Origin of the sequence: Streptococcus equinus, from assembly GCF_049393805.1 — a bacterium.
GTDB lineage: Bacteria > Bacillota > Bacilli > Lactobacillales > Streptococcaceae > Streptococcus > Streptococcus equinus.
Window position 1 is genome coordinate 1,673,801 of the sequence record NZ_CP185763.1, and the last position, 20,831, is coordinate 1,694,631.

Below are 20,831 nucleotides of genomic sequence, written 5' to 3' on the forward strand. Positions count from 1 at the left end.
AGATAAAATGACAGAACAAAAGCAATATGGGGCTGACTTAGTTGTAGACAGTCTCATTAACCATGACATCGAGTACGTATTTGGTATTCCAGGGGCAAAAATTGACCGAGTTTTTGATACCCTTGAAGACAAAGGACCAAAATTAATCGTTGCTCGTCATGAACAAAATGCTGCCTTTATGGCACAAGGTATTGGACGTATTACAGGAAATCCTGGTGTTGTGATTACAACAAGTGGACCTGGTGTGTCAAACTTGGCAACAGGTTTGGTTACAGCGACTGACGAAGGTGATCCAGTTCTTGCTATTTCAGGACAAGTAAAACGCTGTGATTTGTTGAAGCGTTCGCACCAATCAATGAAAAACGTTGCGATGATGGAACCTGTGACAAAATTAGCAGTTGAAGTTCATGATCCAAATACTCTTTCTGAAACAATTGCTAATGCTTATCGTGCTGCAAAATCAGGCAAACGTGGGGCAAGTTTTGTATCAATTCCACAAGATGTGACAGACAGTCCAGTGTCAGTTAAAGCTATCAAACCATTGACAGACCCTAAACTTGGTTCAGCATCTGTTGATGATATTAACTACCTTGCACAAGCTATTCGCAATGCTAAATTGCCAGTTCTACTTTTGGGTAATGGCGCTTCTACACGAGCTGTGACAAAATCAATTCGTAAACTGTTAGAAGCTGTTAAATTGCCAGTTGTTGAAACATTCCAAGGTGCTGGTATTGTATCACGTGAACTCGAAGAAGATACTTTCTTTGGTCGTGTTGGACTTTTCCGCAATCAACCAGGTGATATGCTTCTAAAAAAAGCTGACCTTGTTATCGCAATCGGTTATGACCCAATCGAGTATGAAGCTCGTAACTGGAATGCTGAAATTTCAGCACGTATCATTGTTATCGATGTAGCTCAAGCAGAAATCGATACTTATTTCCAACCAGAACGCGAATTGATTGGTGATATTTCTGATACCATTGACTTGTTGTTGCCAGCAGTTAATGGCTACACATTACCAGCATGCTCAGTAGATTATCTTCAAAATCTTAAGAAAAACGTTGTTGAGGATGTGAAATTTGACCGAAACTCTAAAGAAGGTCTTGTTCACCCACTTGATGTTATTGACGTTTTACAAGAAAACACTACAGATGACATGACTGTTACTGTTGACGTCGGTAGTCACTACATTTGGATGGCACGTTACTTCAAATCATACGAAGCACGTCATTTGCTATTTTCAAATGGTATGCAAACTCTTGGCGTGGCTCTTCCATGGGCAATTTCAGCTGCGCTTGTCCGCCCAAATACAAAAGTCATTTCTGTCTCTGGTGACGGTGGATTCTTATTCTCAGCACAAGAATTGGAAACAGCTGTTCGCCTTAATTTACCAATCGTACACATCATCTGGAACGACGGAAAATACAACATGGTTGAATTCCAAGAAGAGATGAAATATGGTCGTTCTGCCGGTGTTGACTTCGGACCAGTTGACTTTGTAAAATATGCTGAAAGTTTTGGGGCTAAAGGTTACCGAGTTGATAGCAAAGATTCATTTGAAGCAACACTTAAAAAAGCTATCGCTGAGGCTGAAAATGGTCCAGTCTTGATTGATATTCCAATTGACTACAAAGATAACATCAAACTTGGTGAAACAATTTTACCTGATGAATTTTATTAAGCCTTGCATTTTAGAGAATTTGGCAATAAAATAGATTAGTATTATTTAATTTTAAATGACGAAAGTGAAGGAGAATATGTCAGAAACAATTAAACTTTTCCAATACAATACCTTGAGTGCCCTTATGGCTGGCCTTTATGGTGGTACATTAACAATCGGTGAACTTTTAGAGCACGGTGATTTGGGAATTGGAACACTTGATTCTATTGATGGAGAGTTGATTATTCTAGACGGTAAAGCCTATCAAGCTATCGGTTCAAACGGAAAACCTGAAATTGTTGAGGTTTCTGATGATGTCAAAGTTCCTTATGCTGCAGTTGTCCCTCATCAAGCAGAAGTGATTTTCAAACAACGTTATGAAATGGATGATGTTGAATTGAAAAAACGCATTGAATCATATTATGATGGGGTAAACTTGTTCCGTTCGATTAAAATTAAAGGGACTTTTTCTAAAATGCATGTTCGCATGATTCCAAAATCTGCACCAAATACAAAATTTGCAGAAGTAGCGACACGTCAACCAGAATATACTCGTGAAAACGTGACTGGTACCATTGTCGGTATTTGGACGCCACAGATGTTCCATGGTGTTAGTGTTGCAGGATATCATTTGCACTTTATTTCAGATGATTTAACTTTTGGTGGTCATGTGATGGATTTTGTGATTTCAGAAGGTGTTGTTGAAGTGGGACCTGTTGACCAACTAGATCAACGTTTCCCAGTTCAAGATCGTAAATACCTTTTTGCAAAATTTAATATGGATGAGCTAAAAGAAGACATCAATAAAAGCGAGTAAATCGTCTAGTTACGCATAAGAAAAAGCACATTACTAAATAAGGGTTATCCTTATTTTAGCAATGTGTTTTTTTATAAGATAAAATTCAATATAAAGTTGATTTTTATACGATTTTATCATAAACTATAATTTGTTGTGTATGAATTTTTTATCAATTTTGAAAATATTTGAAAATGAATTAATTCAACAATTTTATTAAATTTACAGGAGAATGTATGGATATTTTTCGAAAGACCCCAATGGCGCAAAAGACAAGTCATTTGCAACGACGCTTGGGGCTTGCTGAACTTATCTTTTTAGGGGTAGGTTCGATGGTCGGGACTGGTATTTTTACCATAACAGGAGTGGGTGCTTCGCAATATGCAGGACCTTCCATTACCATCTCGATTATTATTGCTGCTATTTGTGTGACGATGTCAGCATTGTTCTTTGCTGAATTTGCTTCAAGATTGCCTCATTCAGGTGGTGTTTATCGCTATTTGTATACTGTTTTTGGTGAGTATCCGGCTTGGATTGCTGGTTGGTTTATGATGATTGAGTTCGCAGGAGCTATTTCATCGGCTGCTTCAGGTTGGGGTGAGTACTTAAAAGCTTTCTTAAGAACTTTTGGAATCAATCTGCCAACGGCATTGAGTGGTCCATTTAATCCAGCAAAGGGAACTTACATTGATATTGTTCCAGTTATCTTGTTATTTTTTGTAACGGTGCTGGTTGTCATGGGAGTGCAGACAGTATTACGCTTCAATTCAATCTTGGTTATTTTTAAACTGGCTGTGTTAGTCATTTTCATCGCTCTTGGTTTAACAGCTATTAACACGAATAATTGGAGTGATTTTGCACCGTACGGTTTTGGTCAAATTTATGGCGGAAAAGTTGGTATTGTGGCAGGAGCTTCATTGATGTTCTTTGCTTTTCTAGGATTTGAATCGATTTCAATGGCGGCTGATGAAACAAAAGAGCCACAAAGAAAAATTCCTCAAGGTATTTTCGCATCAATTGGTTTGACAACTTTATTGTACATTTTAGTGACATTGGTTCTAACAGGAACGGTTCACTATTCTAAGTTGAATACTGCAGACGTTGTTCCTTTTGTACTTCGCAGCATTGGATTCCCTTTGGTTGGTAATATTGTTTCTGTTGTGGTTATTTTCACATTGGTGACTGTATGTATCTCAATGATGTTTGCCTTGTCTCGTGTGATTTACAACATTAGCTGTGATGGGTTATTGCCAAAACTATTCCAAGAATTGACACCTAAAAGTAAGGTGCCTAAAAAAGCAACAATCTTTGTTGGGATTGTGACAATGCTCTTTTCAGGGATTTTCCCTTTGGAAATCCTTGCTTTGTTAGTTAATATTGTGACACTTGCATACCTTATCTTGCTTGCTTTTGGGGTTATCAAACTTCGTAAAGACTTTGGCGAACCAAAAGAAGGAGAGTTCAAAACACCTTGGGTGCCTGTTCTTCCAATTCTATCAATTATAGTTTGCTTGTCATTGATGACACAATGTAAGATTGAGACATGGATTAGCTTTATTGTTGCTTTCATTATCGGAAGTTTAATCTATTTTGGTTTTGGTTACAGACATTCTCAATTTGGAAAAGAAACTGAAGAAGAAAAATAATAAAAAGTGATTCGTTTAAACGAATCACTTTTTGTTTTCGATGCGCATGCTATTAATTTTTTCTTCAGTCGGTGTGACACGAAGTGTTTTTTGACCAGTGTAAGTGACAAAACCAGGTTTGGCACCGGTTGGCTTGTTAAGCTTTTTAGCTTCAATCATATCAACTTGGATAAGATTTGATAGGCGAGCTTTAGAGTAATAGGCGGCAAGTTCAGCAGCATCAGTCTTGATTTCGTCGCTTGGGTTGAGGTTGTCTTTGATAAGAACGTGACTACCAGGAATATCTTTGGCGTGGAACCAAAGTTCACCTTTTTTAGCCATTTTGAAAGTCAATTCATCGTTTTGCAGGTTGTTGCGCCCAACCATGATGATTGTCTTGCCGTCTGAAGCCAGATATTGTTCTGGTCTTTTACGTTTGTGACGTTTATCTTTTGTGCGACGTTTGACAAATCCTGTCTCAACTAATTCTTCACGGATATCAGCAATATCTGAGATAGAAGCATGACTTAAAGATGTTTCGACACTTTCAAGGTAAGTAATCGTATGTTTAGTCTCTTCGATTAGACCAGTTAAATGTTTAACGGCTTCTTTAAGTTTTTGGTATTTTTTGAAATAACGCTGCGCATTTTGGTTAGGTGTCAAACTTTTATCAAGAGCAATCGTGATTTTTTCGTTAGTGTAGTAGTTGTCAAGTTCCACTTGGTCTTGGTTGTTTGGCACCATTGAGAGATAAGTGGTTAAAAGTTCACCTTTTTGGCGGAACTCTTCGGCGTTTTCAGTCGCTTGGAGTTCTTTTTCTTGTTTTTTGAGTTTTTTGACATTCTTGTCTAGCTCTGTTTGAACGCGGTGAATTAAATCGCTTGATTGTTGGTTAACACGATCGCGCTCGGCTTTGTCTTGATAGAAAACATCTAGCAATTCTGAAAGACTATCAAATGTTTTTTCTTTATTACTATTGTCAAATAGCACAGCGGCAAATGATTTATCAGTCATATTTGGCTGAACATCTCTAGCAAAGAAGGCGCGGAATTGTTTGATTTTGTCATCGCTCAGCTGAGCTGACAGATTTTCAGCAGTGTCACGTCCTAATCCTTGGAAAAGTTTTTGAAGGTGACGAGGTGCTAAATCCTCAGTTTGTAAGATTTCAAATAATTTTTCATCTGAAACCGTAAATGGATTTTTGGCATCTGTTTTTGGTGGAGCGATGTAAGTAGAGCCAGGCAAAATTGTTCGGTAGCTATTTTGTGAAAAGCCGATATGTTTGATAGACTCGATAATCTTGCTTTTGGCTTTATCAATCAAAATAATGTTACTGTGTTTGCCCATGATTTCAACGACCAAAGTGACTTTGACATTATCACCAATTTCGTTTTTATTTGAAAAGGCAATTTCTAAAATACGGTCGTTATCGATTTGTTCAAGACTTTCAATGACAGCACCTTGCAGGTATTTACGCATAATCATGGTAAATGTGTTTGGTGTTTGTGGATTTTGAAAATCTGTTTTGGTAATTTGCACACGCCCAAAAACAGGGTGAGCAGAAAGTAGTAGTTTATAATTTTTACGGTTATTACGAATAGTTAAAACAAGCTCATGCTCAAAGGGTTGATTGACCTTTTGAATGCGTCCGTAGAGAAGCTCGTCTTGTAATTCTTTGGTTAAATGATGTAGGAAAAAACCATCAAATGACATGATTAAAGTTGCCGTAATGCTAGCTAACCGAGAGCGATAAGAAGCTTACGACGTCTCCTTTCTAATCTCATGTTTTCAATTCTTCTATTATACCATAACCCTTGCAAAATCTGGACTCTGCGATATGGGAAAGTTTGCTCCTTACGATTTTTTTAATTTTTGAATGATTGTTAGAAGGTCTTGGTAATGTTTATTTTCCATTTTGACGATGGCATAGGTCTTGATGAAAATGTCTTTTAGTTTTTTAGAGCTTGAAATGATATTTGGATTTTCAAGCAGACGTTCAGCGATGTCTTGACTGACAATGGTAATGCCAGTACCTTTAAGCACTTCGTGTTCGATAAGTGAGAGATTATCGATAGAAATATGGTGTTGGGTTGGCAGCTGATTAATCTTGATAAATTCTTTTAAGAAATTATGGTAGCTGCTGGTCATGTGATAAAGTAAGAAAAGCGATTCTTCCCCCTTGTCGAATTTTTCGATGAGCTCTCTTTGCCCGACAATCATCAATTTATCAGAGCAAAGTGGAAGTTTGAGCACACCTTTTTGGGTGTAGCTACCTGACATAATTCCAAGATCGATTTGGTCATCCAAAAGCGCTTGAAAAATCTGATGGGAATTACTGTAAGTTTGGACATTGAGTTTACGGTTTTCTGGCAAATATTTTTGAATGGTTGACAAATAAGTCTTGAGATAAGAAGTGTCAGAACCAAGAATGATACTTTGCTCAAAGGTAGAGTCCAAATTATCAAGTAAGCTGTTAAAAGCAAGTAAAGTCTGATTGGCAAATTGATAAATGTCTTTTCCCTTAGGTGTCAGGGAGATTTTTTTATTTTTACGTAAGAAAACCTCACATAAATTGCTGCTAATTTCTTTTACACGCTTAGAAACAGCTGGTTGACTGATATTATTAAGCTTAGCAGCTTCAGAGAAACTCTGTGTTTCATAAATGTCTTTGATTAATTTGAAGTCGAAAATAGATAATTTATAACTAGATTTCATATTTTTGATTTTATCATAAATAAAAGTTATAGACAAGGATTCGAAAACAAGGAAAATAATCGCTGAAATGATAAAAAAATAGGAAAAATCTACACATATGTTATAAAATGTAACATAGACTATTGAAATAAAATTCTGAAAATTATAAAATATTGACATCAATTAAGAAAGAGGTCTGCGGTATGGTGGCTTTGGAAGAGGAGTTGGCGACTTTCGATTTGACAGCGAAGTATATGATCGAAATGAAGGGCATTCGAAAAAGTTATGGTAAGCAAGAAGTCCTAAAAAATATCAACCTGTCTGTTAAAAAAGGTGAGGTTGTGGTTTTGATTGGACCATCTGGAAGTGGAAAATCAACCTTGATTCGAACGATTAATAAATTGGAAAAGGTTGACGGTGGTGAAATTGCGGTTATGGGAAAGAACATTTACGACCTGAACATGAATGACAATTTGCTACGAGAACATGTCAATATGGTCTTTCAACACTTTAACCTTTTTAATAACATGACCATTGCTAAAAATATTGGTATCGGTCCAGAAAAATTACACCGAAAAAGCAGTGAAGAAGTGGATGAAATTGTTTTTCGATTGTTAATGGCAGTTGGTTTGTTTGATAAGAAAGATGCTTATCCTGAAAATCTGTCTGGCGGTCAGAAACAACGTGTTGCTATAGCAAGAGCTTTGGCAATGCAACCTGACATTATTTTATTTGATGAGCCGACTTCAGCGCTTGATCCTGAGATGGTTGGTGAGGTTTTGCAGGTGATGAAAGCTATTGCTAAAAGTGGTACGACAATGATTATTGTGACACACGAGATTGGTTTTGCAAAAGAAGTGGCAGATCGTATTGTATTTCTTGAACATGGTGAGTTAATCGCAGACATGCTACCTGAAGAGGTGAATCGTTCTTATCCCAATCAACGTGTGGCAAGTTTTTTGAAGCAAATTCTATAAGTTAGGTTTAGGAGAGAGTTATGTTTGGTGGGTTTCTGGAAAGTTATGGTGGTTTTATTTTAGATGGTGCCCTGATGACAGTCTTTTTGTCGGTGGTTTCCATGGTTTTAGCCCTGATTTTAGGGGGTGTTGTCACCGCAGCTAGGATGAGTGACAATCTTTTGATTAGTGGATTGACAAAACTTTACATTGAAGTGATTCGTGGTTTGCCGATGCTAGTCATTTTGTCACTCTTCTTTTATGGTTTGCCGATGCTGGGGCTAAATATTCCTAAAAGTACGCTTTTTGGTGTTGATTTAGACCGTTTGATTGCAGCCTTAACGGGTTTAACGGTTGGGGAATCGGTCTTTGTTGCTGAGATTTATCGGTCTGGGATTCAAGCGGTAGATTCAGGACAATTTGAAGGGGCTAGAAGTATTGGCTTTAATAAATTTCAAGCTTATCGGTACGTGATTATCCCGCAGGCGTTTAAAAATATTTTGCCAACTTTGGGAAATGAATTTGCGAATAACATTAAGTCAAGTTCGCAAGCATCGGTAATTGGGGTTGCTGATTTGATGTTTACAGCAAGCACTATTCAGGGAATTTCTTATAAACCTTTTCAAGCGGTAATTGCCGTTGGGATTGTTTATTTGGTTTTTACTTTTTCAACCACACGTATCGTTGCACATTACGAAAACAAGATGAATCGCAATGCAGAAGAATTAACTTTGCGTGATAAATGGGATGAGCTGGTGCAAACTATTAAAGCTAGCTGGAAGAGTTTGCTAGTGACAGCAGCTTTTCTAGTAATGATAATTGGTGCTTTTGCTCTTAATCATAGGGAAATAAACACGGCTGCTGGAAGCATCGATAAGATTCAGAATTCTGGACAGCTGGTTGTTGCAACTAACATTGGCTACGCTCCTTATGAGTTTTACGATTTGTCATCAGGTCACAAGAAAGCTGTTGGAGTTGACTTAGCTTTTGCCAAGCAATTAGCAAATAAATTGCAGGTGAAATTAGTGGTTAAAAATATGAATTTTGATTCGATTCTAGGAACGATCACGTCAGGAAATGCTGATATCGCCATTGCCGGGATGACAAAAACAAAAGAACGTGAAAAGTCGGTCGATTTCACACAAAACTACGTTAAGCAAATCAATAAAGTTGTTGTTCGGAAAGATTCAGCTCCTCAGTACACTGCGATTGCTGATTTAGCACAAAGTTCGATTGCAGTACAAAAATCAACAACGCAAGAAGATGTGGTCAAAGAGGACATCAAACCTAAGCAGATTGTTGCCTTATCAAGTTTGCCAGATGCGTTTTTGAATTTAGCACAAGGTAAAGTGGATGCTGTGGTTGCAGATGATACGGTAGCTGACCAATATATCGCAAGTAACAGTGAATTGACTTATGCTGACATTGATTTACCAGGGACAACTGAGACAGCTATGGCAATAACTGAGGGCAATCAATCGCTCAAGGCTTACGTGGATAAATTGATTGAGCAAGATAAAAAAGATGGTAGCTTTGATAAATGGATGAAAACCTATAGTGCTTTAGCACAAAAAAATACGGGAGAAAATGAGTAGGAGGAGATTCTTATGGCAGTAATTGATGGAACCAGCCGTTTACGAAAAGTGTTAATGTGCCGACCAGATTTTCTGGTAAGTGCGGCACCGATTAATGTGATTTCAGAGCAATACACTGAACCTTTGGACCACGACAAAATGATGCAAGAGTACAGCGCTGTGGTCAAAGCTTACCAGGATAATGGCGTGGAAGTGGTCCAGGTCACTTCTGGTAAAAAAATGCCAAATGCAGTTTTTGCTAGAGATTTTGGAGGTGATGTTAAGGAAGGATATATCTTAGGGCGTTTTAAAAAGCCTATTCGTTTTGAGGAACGTCGTCATTACGAAGACATTATGGCGGGGCTTGGCATTCCAAAAATTGCTGAAGTTACTGAAGGTTACTTTGAAGGGGGTGATTTTGCATTTATTGATGAGAAGACATTAGCGATTGGGGTGATTGATCGCACCAATCTCACAGGTGTTGATGAAATTCGTAAGCAATTAGAACCATATGGTTACAAGGTCTACGCTGTTAAGGCAAATCCAGACTATCTTCATCTGGATATGTGCTTTAACTTAGTAGCACCGAAACTTGCTATTGCTTATGAAGCTGGATTGCCAGAAGATTTTGTTACCTTGGTCAAGGAAAAAGGCATTAAGATTATTTCTGGAACGCAAGACATGATTTTTAAACATGGTTATAACGTTGAAGCTTTAGGAGATAATCGTGTGATGAGTTTAAAACAAAATATTTTTATTAACGAAGCACTTCGCAGTGAAGGCATGGAAGTCATAGAGGTCGATATGACGGAGTTATTGAAAGCAGGTGGTGGCGTGCATTGCATGACTTTCCCGCTTGAACGTTATTAATCACTTTTAATTATCATTTGTAGATGTGGATTGCCACGTAAAAAACAATTTAGAAAGTTTGTTATGTCAACATTTTTAGCTAAATCATTTGAAACTATTGTCGCTTACAAACCTGGTGAACAACTTGGAGATGATTACCTTAAATTAAATGCCAATGAAAGTTCACAAGAGCCTAGCCCTCGTGTTTTAGAGGTTTTGAAAAATGCTCAGAATTTAAATTATTACAACGATCCTTGTCAGCACAAATTACGTCAAAAATTGGCTGATTTGCATTCTTTGGATAAAACAAACGTCATTGTTGGAACAGGAGCAGATGATGTTTTAGATTTAATCTTTAGAACATTTTTTGAACGAGGCGATAAACTTGCTTTTCCTAAAGTGACTTATCCTTTTTATAAAGGCTATGCTGACACCTTTGGGTATGATGTGTTAGAAGTGCCTTTGACAAAAGATTTACGCGTTGATTTATCAGATTATGAAAAACTTCCCCACGCCGTTATAGTGGTGAATCCAGATGCCCCAACAGGATTTTTGAAACCTTTGTCAGCTATCAAAAAGTTACTTGTTTCAAACCCAGAACGACTGGTGATTGTTGATGAAGCTTATATTGATTTTGGTGGAGATTCACAATCAGCGATTCCCTTGGTTGAGGAGTTTTCAAATTTGATTGTGGTTCGTACTTTTTCCAAATCGCGTCAATTGGCCGGCGGTCGTATTGGTTACGCGGTTGCTTGTAAAGAACTTATCAAAGATATGGAAGATTTAAAAATGACGGTTAATCCATTCAATGTGAGTTTGCTACAAGAAGAAGTTGCTCTAGCAAGTCTTGAAGATGAATTTCATTTTGAAAGACATGTTAAGGAAATTATCGAAAATCGTGATTTTTTGACATCAGCTTTGCGAATTTTAGGTTTCAAGGTTTTAAACAGCAAAACAAACTTTATTTATGCCTCTTCACCTGTGATTTCAGGAGAGGAATTGTATGAGAAATTGCGTGAGCGTCATATTTTGGTTCGTCGTTATGACGTAGCAGAGGTTAAAGATTATGTTCGTATCACAATTGGAACCAAGCAAGAAATGCACCGCTTAGTCAGTGAGGTGGATGCAATTTTAAAGGAGAAAGATCATGTTAAAAGTGTTAATTTCTGATTATCCAAATGTTTTGGCGGAGCGTGATTTGAGTATCGAAGTTAACCTTTTAAAGGAACTTTTACCTGCCGATAGCGAAATTTCTGTTTACCCTTATATCAATGAGGATGAGTTCATCGAGCGAATGTCTGGTGTGGATGTTCTTTTGACAGCCTTTCTTCCCTTGAAGGAAAATATTCTGGCAAAATTTCCAGATTTGAAAGGTATTGCAGTTAATGCTACGGGAACAAATACCATTGACTGTGAGTATGCTGAGAAGTTAGGCATTGCTATTCGAAATTTAGGAGCTTATTCGACAGAAGACGTTGCCAACCACACGATTGCTCTATTACTAGCACTAAATCAAAAACTCTTTATTCATCGTAAATACATTGAAGCTGGTTTTTGGAGTTATCAAAAAGCTGGTGAAGTGAAGCGTTTGTCCTCGCAAACTTTGGCGATTTTTGGGCTTGGTCGAATTGGTCAAGCAGTGGCAAAACGTGCGAAAAGTTTTGGCATGTCAGTGATTGCCTACGATCCTTTTTTGCCAGAAGAAGTGGCAGAAGAAATTGGGGTCAAATTGGTCTCGGTCGAGACTATCCAAGCAGAAGCTGATGTGATTAGCTTGCATTTATTTGCTAATTCGGCAAATGAGCATTTCTTTAATCGTGATTTCTTTAAGAAATTGAAGAAACCGGTGATTTTTATCAATGTGGCGCGTGGTAGTCTGGTTGACGAAGCAGCCTTGGTAGAAGCACTTGATGAGGGCAAAGTGATTGGTGCTGGCTTGGACGTTTTAGAAAGTGAAAATCCAGATCTGCTTAACATTCCTTTGCTTGGGCGCGAGAATGTTATTCTAACGCCGCATTCAGCCTTTTACAGTCAAGAAAGTCTAAATACCTTGCAAGTTCAAACGGTTAAAAATGCAGTTGCCATTTTAAAGGAGTATCATCATGAAATTTGAAACTATTGAAGCCTACAGTTTGCCAGAGCGCATCGAAGCAATTGCTAAATATTTGGTGTCTATTCTTTCGGTAAATGGTACAGCAGGAGAGGTCAAGCTGGCAGATGCCATTTATGAGCTATTGCATTCAGCACCTTATTTTAAAGCTCACCCAGAAGATCTTTGGCAGCAGGTTTTGGAAAACGACTCCTTGAGACGAAAAAATAATTTTGCACTGCTCAGAAAAACGGGAACAACTAAGACTGTCATTCTACATTCGCACATGGACACCGTAGGCATAGAGGATTATGGTCCACTAAAGACAATCGCAAATGATCCAGATGCTCTGCTAGATTTTTTTAAAGATTATGACGATGACCCTGTCGTTCAAGAGCATGCTAAATCAGGTGATTGGCTCTTTGGACGAGGTATTCTTGACATGAAATCGGGCGATGCGGTCAATATTGCAACACTTTTGTATTACATGGAACACATGGATGAACTGCCCTGTAATTTACTTGTGATGACCAATTGTGTTGAGGAAAATGACCATACGGGTGCTATTCAAGCCTCAAGTGAACTTTTACGTTTGCGTAAAGCTGGCTATGATTTTAAAGTGGCTATCAATACAGATTTTATTTCGCCATCATATGACGGTGATGATAAGAAATATATCTACACGGGCGCAGCTGGAAAAATGCTGACATGTTTTTATATCAAAGGGAGAGAAACGCATGTTGGCAGTTGTTTGATGGGTATTGATGCCACGATGATTTCCAGTGCGATTAATCTTAAAATCAATACCAACCTTGATTTAGTTGAAAAAATTGACAATGAAGATATATTGCCAAGTTCTGTGATTTTACAACGAGATTGCAAGGATTTTTATAATGTCCAAACAAACAAGCGTGCCAATCTTTACTTCAATACTTTCTTATATGAAAAAAGTGCAGATACCATTTTGCACACCTTAATGGAAGCTAGTCGTGAGGCTGTCCATGAGGTTTCAAGACATTATAAAGAACGATTTAAGATTTATTCGGAAAGAAGTCATATTCATAGCCAGATTTCGCATGATATTACTGTGATGACTTTTTCGCAGTATCTAGATGTTTTGGAGAAAAAAGGTTTTGATAGCCAAGCCTTTATTCGGGAGTTCTTTAAAACTATCGGAGATTTTGACAAACGAGAAGTTGGCTTTGATTTGATTGATTACCTTGAGGAAAAAACACAGTCAGATGAAGCAAAAGTGATTGTCTTTTTAGCACCGCCGTTTTGTCCCCACAATTATACTGACCGTGACAGCGATGTTGACCAAGCGCTTGAAAAAATGATGGCAGAATTTCCTGAAGAACATTTTGTGAAACGTCGTTTTTTCCCATTTTTAAGTGATTCTAGCTATCTTGCGATGCGAGAAAGTCCAGAAGACATTGAAAAACTAAAGGCGAATTTTCCTCTGATGGATGCAATTTATCCATTGCCAGTTGATACCATCAGAAAGCTTGACATTCCAGCTCTTGACTTGGGTGTTTACGGTATTGGAGCTCATACTTGGAAAGAAAGACTCTACAAACCTTATTCTTATCACACTCTTCCAAAGGTTATTAGAAGTTTTATCAAGCATTTAAGCTAAAGTTTGAGCATGGCAAATAAGTGTTTTGAATAAAAATAAGAAAATTTCGAAAAGAACTTGAAATTTTCAGAATTTAGGTTATAATTATTAAAAAACACAGGAGGAAGCTAAGATATGAACATGACACAAACTCTTACAAGTTGGCAAAGTTGGCGTATGTAAAAGTTGTGTTTATGTTGTTGCATAGATACGACTTTTGGAGTACTTCTAAAAAGTATCTATGCGCTAATCTTAGTTAAAAGATAAAAAAGCGTGTAGTAAGCAATTACTAGACGCTTTTCTTTTTAGTTGACTCATCAAATTGAAAATAAGGTATTAAATAAATTAGATTGTTCAACGGAGAAAAATATGAAAAATAAAGCACTTATTGGAACACTTATTGGTCTTGTGATTTTGGTAGTTGGTTCAATGATTTATGACCAAACTAAAAGTGATTCAAGTAAAAATGATGTGGTTAAAATTGGTATTTTGCAGTATGTTACTCACGATGCACTTGATGAGATTGAAAAGGGAATCGAAGATGGTTTAGCTGATGCTGGTTACGATAAGAGTAATGCTAAAATTACGGTTCTCAATGCAGAAGCTGACCAAAGTAAAATTCAAACCATGAGTAAACAATTGGTTAGCGCCAAAAACGATGTTCTTATTGGAATTGCTACACCAGCGGCTCAAGGTTTGGCATCAGCTACGAGTGATATTCCAGTTGTGATGGGAGCAATTTCAGACCCAGTTGGTGCAAAATTGGTGAAAAATCTTAAACAACCAGAAGCAAATGTCACTGGTGTTTCAAACCAAGTTCCAATTGAACAAACAGTTGAAATGATTCAAGAAATCACGCCAAACGCCAAAACAATCGGTGTTCTGTATGCTAGCAGCGAGGATAATTCTGTTTCGCAAGTAGCGGAATTCAAAAAATACGCAGAAGCAGCAGGTATTAATGTCGTTAAATACGCTGTTCCATCAACAAATGAAATCAAAACGACAATGTCAGTAATGACTAGCAAGGTTGATGCGGTTTTCGTGCCACAAGATAACACGATTGCTTCAGCATTTACGACAGTTGTCAATTCAGCAAATGCTGCTAAAGTTCCTGTTTACTCATGTGTCGATACTATGGTTGAACAAGGAAGTCTTGCATCAGTTGCACAAAGTCAATATGATTTAGGTGTGGAAACAGCTAAAATTGCAGTTAAATTACTTGCAGGTAAAAAAGTGTCTGATGTTCCTGTAAAAATTGTTAATACTGGTACACCAACGCTTAATTTGAAAGAAGCAAAAGAGCTTGGCATTACGATTCCTGACAGCATGTTGTCAAAAGCAACAGTAGCAGTCAAAGAAGATGAAAATTAAGAGAGGAAGAGAAAAAATATGATTATTTCGTCAGTTTCACAAGGACTTTTGTGGGGAATTCTTGGATTAGGAATTTACCTCACATTCCGAATCCTTAATTTTCCAGATATGACAACAGAAGGGTCATTTCCGCTTGGCGGTGCAGTGGCCGTTACCTTGATGAATAATGGTTTACATCCGCTTTTAGCGACTTTAGCAGGAATGTTTGCAGGATGTGTGGCTGGGTTGGTTACTGGTCTTCTTTATACGAAAGGAAAAATTCCAACACTTCTAGCAGGGATTTTGGTGATGACGTCATGTAACTCTGTCATGCTTATGGTTATGAAGCGTGCTAATCTTGGTTTACTTGATATCAAACCACTGCAAGCAATGCTGCCATTTTCAGATAGCACGAATCTTTTGGTAATTGGCTTATTAGCAGTTGTCATTGTGATTTCTGCACTGATTTTCTTCCTGTATACTCGCCTAGGTCAAGCTTATATTGCAACGGGTGATAATCGAGATATGGCAAAAAGTTTTGGTATTAACACTGACCGCATGGAAGTTATGGGACTTGTGGTTTCAAATGGTTTGATTGCTTTGTCAGGTGCTCTTGTTAGTCAACAAGATGGCTACGCGGATGTCTCAAAAGGAATCGGTGTTATCGTTATCGGGCTTGCAAGTATTATTATCGGAGAAGTGCTCTACTCAACAGGTTTGACTCTACTTGAACGTTTGATTGCGATTGTGGTTGGTTCAATCTTGTACCAATTCTTAATTACAGGTGTTATCGCTCTTGGATTTAATACGAATTATCTTAAATTGTTTAGTGCGATTGTCCTAGCAATCTGCTTAATGGTTCCAGTTCTTAAAAATAAATTCTTTAAAGGAGTGACCTTATCACGATGAAAAAAATTGTAGAATTAAAAAATGCAACAGTACAAGTCAACAATGGTCTTGATGAGGTCAAAACAATCCTTGATGATGTGAATTTGACCATTTATGAACATGATTTTTTAACCATCTTAGGTGGAAATGGTGCTGGTAAATCAACACTCTTTAATGTGATTGCTGGAACATTGATGTTGACTAGCGGAAAAATTTACATTTTGGGTAAAGATGTGACGCATCTGCCAGCTGAAAAGCGTGCCAATTATCTTGCGCGTGTTTTCCAAGACCCAAAAATGGGAACAGCACCACGTATGACGGTGGCTGAAAATCTTCTCATTGCTAAATATCGTGGTGAAAAACGTGGACTTTTGCCTCGAAAAATTCATCATTTCACTGATGAGTTTAAAACATTAGTTGCACGAACTGGAAATGGTCTTGAAAAACATTTGGACACACCGACGGGGCTTTTATCAGGTGGGCAACGTCAAGCGCTCAGCCTTTTAATGGCAACGCTAAAACGTCCAGAATTGTTGCTTCTTGATGAACACACAGCTGCGCTTGATCCAAAAACAAGTGTATCTTTGATGAATCTGACAGACGAATTTGTAACTGGTGATGAGCTAACAGCACTCATGATTACACACCACATGGAAGATGCGCTCAAGTACGGCAATCGCTTGATTGTTATGAAAGATGGAAAAATCATTAAGGATCTCAATCAAGAAGAAAAAGCTCAGATGGCAATTGCTGATTACTATCAATTGTTTGAATAAGAAAAAACGCCTTAGGGCGTTTTTTTTGCGCTCTTAATAACATTTCCAAATTCAAAAGAAGAAAATCTTCTGAAAATATGTTACAATGAAATTGCTGTAATTCGACTTGCTAACCTTTTTTGGAGGCAAGGACCGTTAGTAAGATTTCATAAGCAAAGTAATTTGCACGTATAAAAAATTAAAATAAGGAGAAAACATCGACATGAGCGATATTAAAATTATTGCCCTAGGTGGGGTTCGTGAAAATGCTAAGAACCTCTATGTGGTAGAAGTTAATGACTCGATTTTCGTTTTGGATGCTGGGTTAAGATATCCTGAAAACGAGCAACTTGGTGTGGATGAAGTTATTCCAAACCTTGATTACTTAATTGAAAATAAAAAACGTGTTCAAGGGATTTTCCTAACACACGGGCACGCGGATGCTATCGGAGCTCTTCCATACATCTTATCTGAATTCAAAGCGCCAGTCTTTGGTTCACCACTTACAATTGAATTAGCAAAACTTTTTGTTAAAAAGAACACTAATGTTAAAAAATTCAATAATTTCCACGTTATTGATGCTGAAACAGAGATTGAATTTGCGGATGCAACTATTTCATTCTTTAAAACTACTCACTCAGTTCCAGAAAGTTTAGGGATTGTTGTAGGGACAGACGAAGGAAACATTGTTTACACAGGTGACTTCAAATTTGACCAAGCTGCACGTAAATATTACCGCACTGATTTGTCACGCTTGACAGAAATTGGTCGTGAAGGAGTGCTTGCTCTTCTTTCTGATTCAGCTAACGCAACTAGCCATGTGATGACAGCTAGTGAAGCAGAAGTTGCGGCTGAAATGGATAGCGCAATCGCTGACGCTGAAGGTCGTGTTATCATCGCTGCCGTTGCTTCAAACCTTGTTCGTATCCAACAAGTTTTTGATTCAGCTGCAGAATATGGTCGCCGTGTGGTTCTTACAGGTTTTGATGCTGAAAACATTGTTCGCACAGCGATTCGTATGAAACGCCTTCGTTTGGTAGATGAAAAACTTATCATCAAGCCAAAAGATATGCACAAATACGAAGACCACGAATTGATTATTCTTGAAGCTGGTCGTATGGGTGAACCAATCAATGGTTTGCATAAGATGGCTCTTGGTCGTCACCGTTACGTTCAAATTAAAGACGGTGATTTGGTATACATCGTTACAACACCAAGCCTTTCAAAAGAAGCTGCTGTTGCACGCGTTGAAAACTTGATTTACAAAGCAGGTGGGATTGTTCACCTTATTTCACAAAGCCTTAACGTGTCTGGTCATGCCAATGCGCGTGACTTGCAATTGATGCTTAACCTTCTTCAACCGAAATACCTCTTCCCAGTTCAAGGTGAGTACCGTAATTTAGCTGCTCACGCTGAATTGGCAGAAGAAGTTGGTATGTATCCTGAAAATATCTACATCGTTAAACGTGGTGATGTCATGGTTCTTGGTAAAAATGGCTTTAACCACGAAGGTAGCGTGCCAGCTGGAGATGTCATGATTGATGGTAATGCTATCGGTGATGTTGGTAACATCGTTCTTCGTGACCGTAAAGTCTTGTCAGAAGATGGTATTTTCATCGTTGCTTTGACTGTTAATAAACGTGAGAAGAAAATCGTTTCTAAAGCGAAGATTCACACACGTGGATTTGTCTATGTTAAGAAGAGTCGTGATATTCTTCGTGAGTCAGCTGAATTGGTTAACCAAACTGTTGAAAATTATCTTGAACAAGAAAACTTTGACTGGGGTGAATTAAAAGGAGCTGTTCGCGATGAAGTCGCTAAGTTCTTATTTGACCAAACAAAACGTCGCCCAGCGATTTTACCAGTCGTCATGGAAGTAAGATAAGAAAGATATTATTTCAATAATATAGCTGAAAAAGCTTTCCTCGACATAGTCGAGGGGGCTTTTTCTTATTCAAAAACTGTTTTTATTGTGATAAAATATCGAATATGGGAGGAAATAGGAGATAGTGAAAAAAATATTTTTATGTTTATTTGTTATCCTATCGTTTGTAGGAGTAACAAGTTATGCGGATGATGTGGAGTACAGCATAAACAATTATGATGGTGTATTAAAAATACACCAAGATAATACAGCTGATTTCTATCAGACGATTACATATAACTTTACTTCGGATTATAATGGACAGATTGTAACTTTAGGTGAAGCAGGGCATATGCCAACAGGATTTAAAGTTGATAGTCAACCCAAGGTTAGTGTTGAAACTGACTATGAATATTGTACGGTAACATCTGATATTAAAAAGATTAATAATGGATATCAACTCAAAATATATAACTCAGGTGTAGTAGGTGATACTGTGGTTGTCAAAGTTCACTGGAAGTTACGTAATTTATTTTTTGTTTATCAAGATGTTGCAGAATTAAACTGGGTTCCAATCAGTGATTGGAATGTAGTATTGAATAATGTTTCTTTTAAAGTTCTAACAGATAAAACAGTTTCAGATAGTCAGCTTTGGGCTCATAGGGGATATCTAAAGTCAGCTAATGTTAGAAAAATCTCAAATGGATATCAGATATCAGCTAAAAATATTAGCGGAAAACTAGAGATTCACGGATATTGGAATAAGTCTATTATCAGCGGATCTAAAGTAATACCTAAGAAACAAAAATCTGCTATTCTTAATCAAGAAAATAGAATTAATAAAGTTAATATTTTTTTAATAGCTTTATTACACCATTTTTCTATAGTATTTAGTGGTATTTTGGCAACGATTGCCATAATTATGTTTGTTACAGTAATGGTAGTTATTAATAAGAATAATTATTCTAATCATTTTTCTAAAACTTATGAAATACCAGATGATTTACCACCACTTGTGGTATTGAAGTATGTTTATGATTTAGATGTATTTCAATTATTTCCAAAATATCGTTTTATTCCCAAAAGATTTAGTTTTAGCAGGACAGTGCAAGCTACTTTGGTAGATTTAATTAATCGCCAAGCTATTGTTGTCAAAGGTGAACGCTTGATTCGTAATCGTGGAATAGTTTTACGTGCTTATGAGCGTGATGTCATAGATATGGCTTTCGGAAATAAGAATGAAGTTGACATACATTCACTTTTTTCTAGCTATCGATTTGATAAAAAAGTAGTTAAAAAATATAAAAAACGCTATAAGGGGGATGAACGGAAGAGAAAACTTAACAGCCTTGCAGAAAACTATAATAGACGTTTCAAGTCAAAACTTAACTCTATTTCTATAAAAGTTAATAGAGATATAAAAAATAGAAAACTTCCAAATATTCGTACAGAACTTCCTCAGAATTTAAAAATCTGCTTGAATATTGCTCTTTACATATTTTTCATTTCTTTAGCATTGTTAGTTATATGTACGTTCTATCTATTTATCAAAGAGGATGACTATGCTTCAATTTATTGTCTAGCGATGGTAATTGATGGTTTAATAACTTATTTTGTTTATAAAGTAATATCAAAAATCCAAAACGGTACTATTGTAACAGCTAAAGGAAAAGATTATATTCAAGAGTGGAATAGCTTTCGAAATATGATCAGAAGTGCTGGAAAATTTAATAAGGTTAAACTTGAAAATGTAACTTCATGGGATAATTTTTTGGTTTATGCTACATTATTTGGATATGCTCATCGTATTCGAAAATATCTTAAAAATAGTGATATAAAATTTGTAAACAAACCGTTAACAATGGTTAATGAAGATACATGGAATATGATTGGTATGCAAGCTAGGTATTGTGAGTCAATAAATTATACAACAAGTTCTGCAACGTCCTTCTCAGTTCCTTCTAGTGGATCAGAATCAGGTGGCTTCTCTGGCGGAGGCGGAGGTGGTGGTGGCGGAGCATTTTAAATGTTTCGACATTATAATTTTTTTGAAGCTAGTTTTTTTACTAGCTTCTTTTTTGTTGTGTACCGAAATGTTTATTTTTTCTTGTTTTTT

The 20,831-nt window shown here is 37.1% G+C and carries 16 protein-coding genes; 14 read left to right on the forward strand and 2 right to left on the reverse strand.

The features are described from left to right. The first annotated feature begins 7 nt into the window (after positions 1-7). The 3 genes from alsS to ACN0NP_RS08355 all read left to right on the forward strand — a co-directional run bounded on the left by alsS (position 8) and on the right by ACN0NP_RS08355 (position 4,102). Positions 8-1,681 (forward strand): acetolactate synthase AlsS, encoded by a 1,674-nt coding sequence (gene alsS / locus ACN0NP_RS08345; protein ID WP_134775096.1) that lies wholly within the window; start codon positions 8-10, stop codon positions 1,679-1,681. Positions 1,682-1,757: 76 nt separating this feature from the next. Further along, positions 1,758-2,477, forward strand: coding sequence for an acetolactate decarboxylase (gene budA, locus ACN0NP_RS08350; protein ID WP_021142045.1), 720 nt, complete (start codon positions 1,758-1,760; stop codon positions 2,475-2,477). Between the two features lie 215 nt (positions 2,478-2,692). Further along, positions 2,693-4,102, forward strand: coding sequence for an APC family permease (locus ACN0NP_RS08355; protein ID WP_420543934.1), 1,410 nt, complete (start codon positions 2,693-2,695; stop codon positions 4,100-4,102). 24 nt (positions 4,103-4,126) lie between these two features. Here ACN0NP_RS08355 and ACN0NP_RS08360 read toward each other — a convergent pair whose 3' ends face one another. Both ACN0NP_RS08360 and ACN0NP_RS08365 read right to left on the reverse strand, forming a co-directional pair. Beyond that, positions 4,127-5,794 carry an Rqc2 family fibronectin-binding protein gene (locus ACN0NP_RS08360; RefSeq protein WP_423217143.1) on the reverse strand — a complete coding sequence of 556 codons (1,668 nt, stop codon included), beginning with the start codon at positions 5,792-5,794 and terminating at the stop codon, positions 4,127-4,129. A gap of 141 nt (positions 5,795-5,935) precedes the next feature. Next, entirely contained in the window at positions 5,936-6,796 is an 861-nt protein-coding gene (locus ACN0NP_RS08365) for a LysR family transcriptional regulator (RefSeq protein WP_423217144.1), read from the reverse strand. A 218-nt stretch (positions 6,797-7,014) separates the two neighbouring features. Between ACN0NP_RS08365 and ACN0NP_RS08370 the strand changes: the two genes are divergently transcribed. From ACN0NP_RS08370 to ACN0NP_RS08420, 11 genes are all read left to right on the forward strand, one after another. Further along, positions 7,015-7,752, forward strand: coding sequence for an amino acid ABC transporter ATP-binding protein (locus ACN0NP_RS08370; protein ID WP_423217677.1), 738 nt, complete (start codon positions 7,015-7,017; stop codon positions 7,750-7,752). A 20-nt stretch (positions 7,753-7,772) separates the two neighbouring features. Then, positions 7,773-9,326, forward strand: a complete 1,554-nt coding sequence (locus tag ACN0NP_RS08375) for an ABC transporter permease subunit (protein WP_423217145.1) — start codon at positions 7,773-7,775, stop codon at positions 9,324-9,326. A gap of 12 nt (positions 9,327-9,338) precedes the next feature. Beyond that, complete coding sequence (locus tag ACN0NP_RS08380; protein WP_033152320.1) at positions 9,339-10,175, forward strand: dimethylarginine dimethylaminohydrolase family protein; 837 nt, start codon at positions 9,339-9,341, stop codon at positions 10,173-10,175. A gap of 63 nt (positions 10,176-10,238) precedes the next feature. Then, the gene (gene hisC, locus ACN0NP_RS08385; RefSeq protein ID WP_423217146.1) at positions 10,239-11,324 is read left to right on the forward strand and encodes a histidinol-phosphate transaminase; all 1,086 of its coding nucleotides are present in this window, start codon (positions 10,239-10,241) and stop codon (positions 11,322-11,324) included. After that, on the forward strand, positions 11,302-12,267 hold the full coding sequence (locus ACN0NP_RS08390; protein ID WP_033152322.1) for an NAD(P)-dependent oxidoreductase: 966 nt from the start codon (positions 11,302-11,304) through the stop codon (positions 12,265-12,267). Before hisC ends, ACN0NP_RS08390 begins: the two co-directional genes overlap by 23 nt. Beyond that, on the forward strand, positions 12,257-13,879 hold the full coding sequence (locus ACN0NP_RS08395; RefSeq protein ID WP_423217147.1) for a peptidase M20: 1,623 nt from the start codon (positions 12,257-12,259) through the stop codon (positions 13,877-13,879). The genes ACN0NP_RS08390 and ACN0NP_RS08395 overlap by 11 nt, the downstream gene beginning before the upstream one ends. Positions 13,880-14,227: 348 nt before the next feature. Beyond that, positions 14,228-15,229 carry a tryptophan ABC transporter substrate-binding protein gene (trpX, locus tag ACN0NP_RS08400; protein ID WP_423217148.1) on the forward strand — a complete coding sequence of 334 codons (1,002 nt, stop codon included), beginning with the start codon at positions 14,228-14,230 and terminating at the stop codon, positions 15,227-15,229. A gap of 18 nt (positions 15,230-15,247) precedes the next feature. Continuing rightward, positions 15,248-16,117, forward strand: a complete 870-nt coding sequence (locus ACN0NP_RS08405; protein ID WP_074863650.1) for an ABC transporter permease — start codon at positions 15,248-15,250, stop codon at positions 16,115-16,117. Then, complete coding sequence (locus tag ACN0NP_RS08410; protein ID WP_024344671.1) at positions 16,114-16,872, forward strand: ABC transporter ATP-binding protein; 759 nt, start codon at positions 16,114-16,116, stop codon at positions 16,870-16,872. Before ACN0NP_RS08405 ends, ACN0NP_RS08410 begins: the two co-directional genes overlap by 4 nt. 202 nt (positions 16,873-17,074) lie before the next feature. Beyond that, on the forward strand, positions 17,075-18,736 hold the full coding sequence (locus ACN0NP_RS08415) for a ribonuclease J (protein ID WP_024344672.1): 1,662 nt from the start codon (positions 17,075-17,077) through the stop codon (positions 18,734-18,736). A gap of 124 nt (positions 18,737-18,860) precedes the next feature. Continuing rightward, positions 18,861-20,741: a DUF2207 family protein gene (locus tag ACN0NP_RS08420; protein WP_423217149.1), complete on the forward strand. Its 1,881-nt coding sequence runs from the start codon at positions 18,861-18,863 to the stop codon at positions 20,739-20,741. Positions 20,742-20,831 lie beyond the last annotated feature (90 nt).

Bases quoted from the DNA above. Each gene is read 5' to 3' on its own strand.
- alsS (WP_134775096.1), top strand. From the start codon at position 8: ATGACAGAACAAAAGCAATATGGGGCTGACTTAGTTGTAGACAGTCTC.
- budA (WP_021142045.1), top strand. From the start codon at position 1,758: ATGTCAGAAACAATTAAACTTTTCCAATACAATACCTTGAGTGCCCTT.
- ACN0NP_RS08355 (WP_420543934.1), top strand. From the start codon at position 2,693: ATGGATATTTTTCGAAAGACCCCAATGGCGCAAAAGACAAGTCATTTG.
- ACN0NP_RS08360 (WP_423217143.1), bottom strand. From the start codon at position 5,794: ATGTCATTTGATGGTTTTTTCCTACATCATTTAACCAAAGAATTACAA.
- ACN0NP_RS08365 (WP_423217144.1), bottom strand. From the start codon at position 6,796: ATGAAATCTAGTTATAAATTATCTATTTTCGACTTCAAATTAATCAAA.
- ACN0NP_RS08375 (WP_423217145.1), top strand. From the start codon at position 7,773: ATGTTTGGTGGGTTTCTGGAAAGTTATGGTGGTTTTATTTTAGATGGT.
- ACN0NP_RS08380 (WP_033152320.1), top strand. From the start codon at position 9,339: ATGGCAGTAATTGATGGAACCAGCCGTTTACGAAAAGTGTTAATGTGC.
- hisC (WP_423217146.1), top strand. From the start codon at position 10,239: ATGTCAACATTTTTAGCTAAATCATTTGAAACTATTGTCGCTTACAAA.
- ACN0NP_RS08390 (WP_033152322.1), top strand. From the start codon at position 11,302: ATGTTAAAAGTGTTAATTTCTGATTATCCAAATGTTTTGGCGGAGCGT.
- ACN0NP_RS08395 (WP_423217147.1), top strand. From the start codon at position 12,257: ATGAAATTTGAAACTATTGAAGCCTACAGTTTGCCAGAGCGCATCGAA.
- trpX (WP_423217148.1), top strand. From the start codon at position 14,228: ATGAAAAATAAAGCACTTATTGGAACACTTATTGGTCTTGTGATTTTG.
- ACN0NP_RS08405 (WP_074863650.1), top strand. From the start codon at position 15,248: ATGATTATTTCGTCAGTTTCACAAGGACTTTTGTGGGGAATTCTTGGA.
- ACN0NP_RS08410 (WP_024344671.1), top strand. From the start codon at position 16,114: ATGAAAAAAATTGTAGAATTAAAAAATGCAACAGTACAAGTCAACAAT.
- ACN0NP_RS08415 (WP_024344672.1), top strand. From the start codon at position 17,075: ATGAGCGATATTAAAATTATTGCCCTAGGTGGGGTTCGTGAAAATGCT.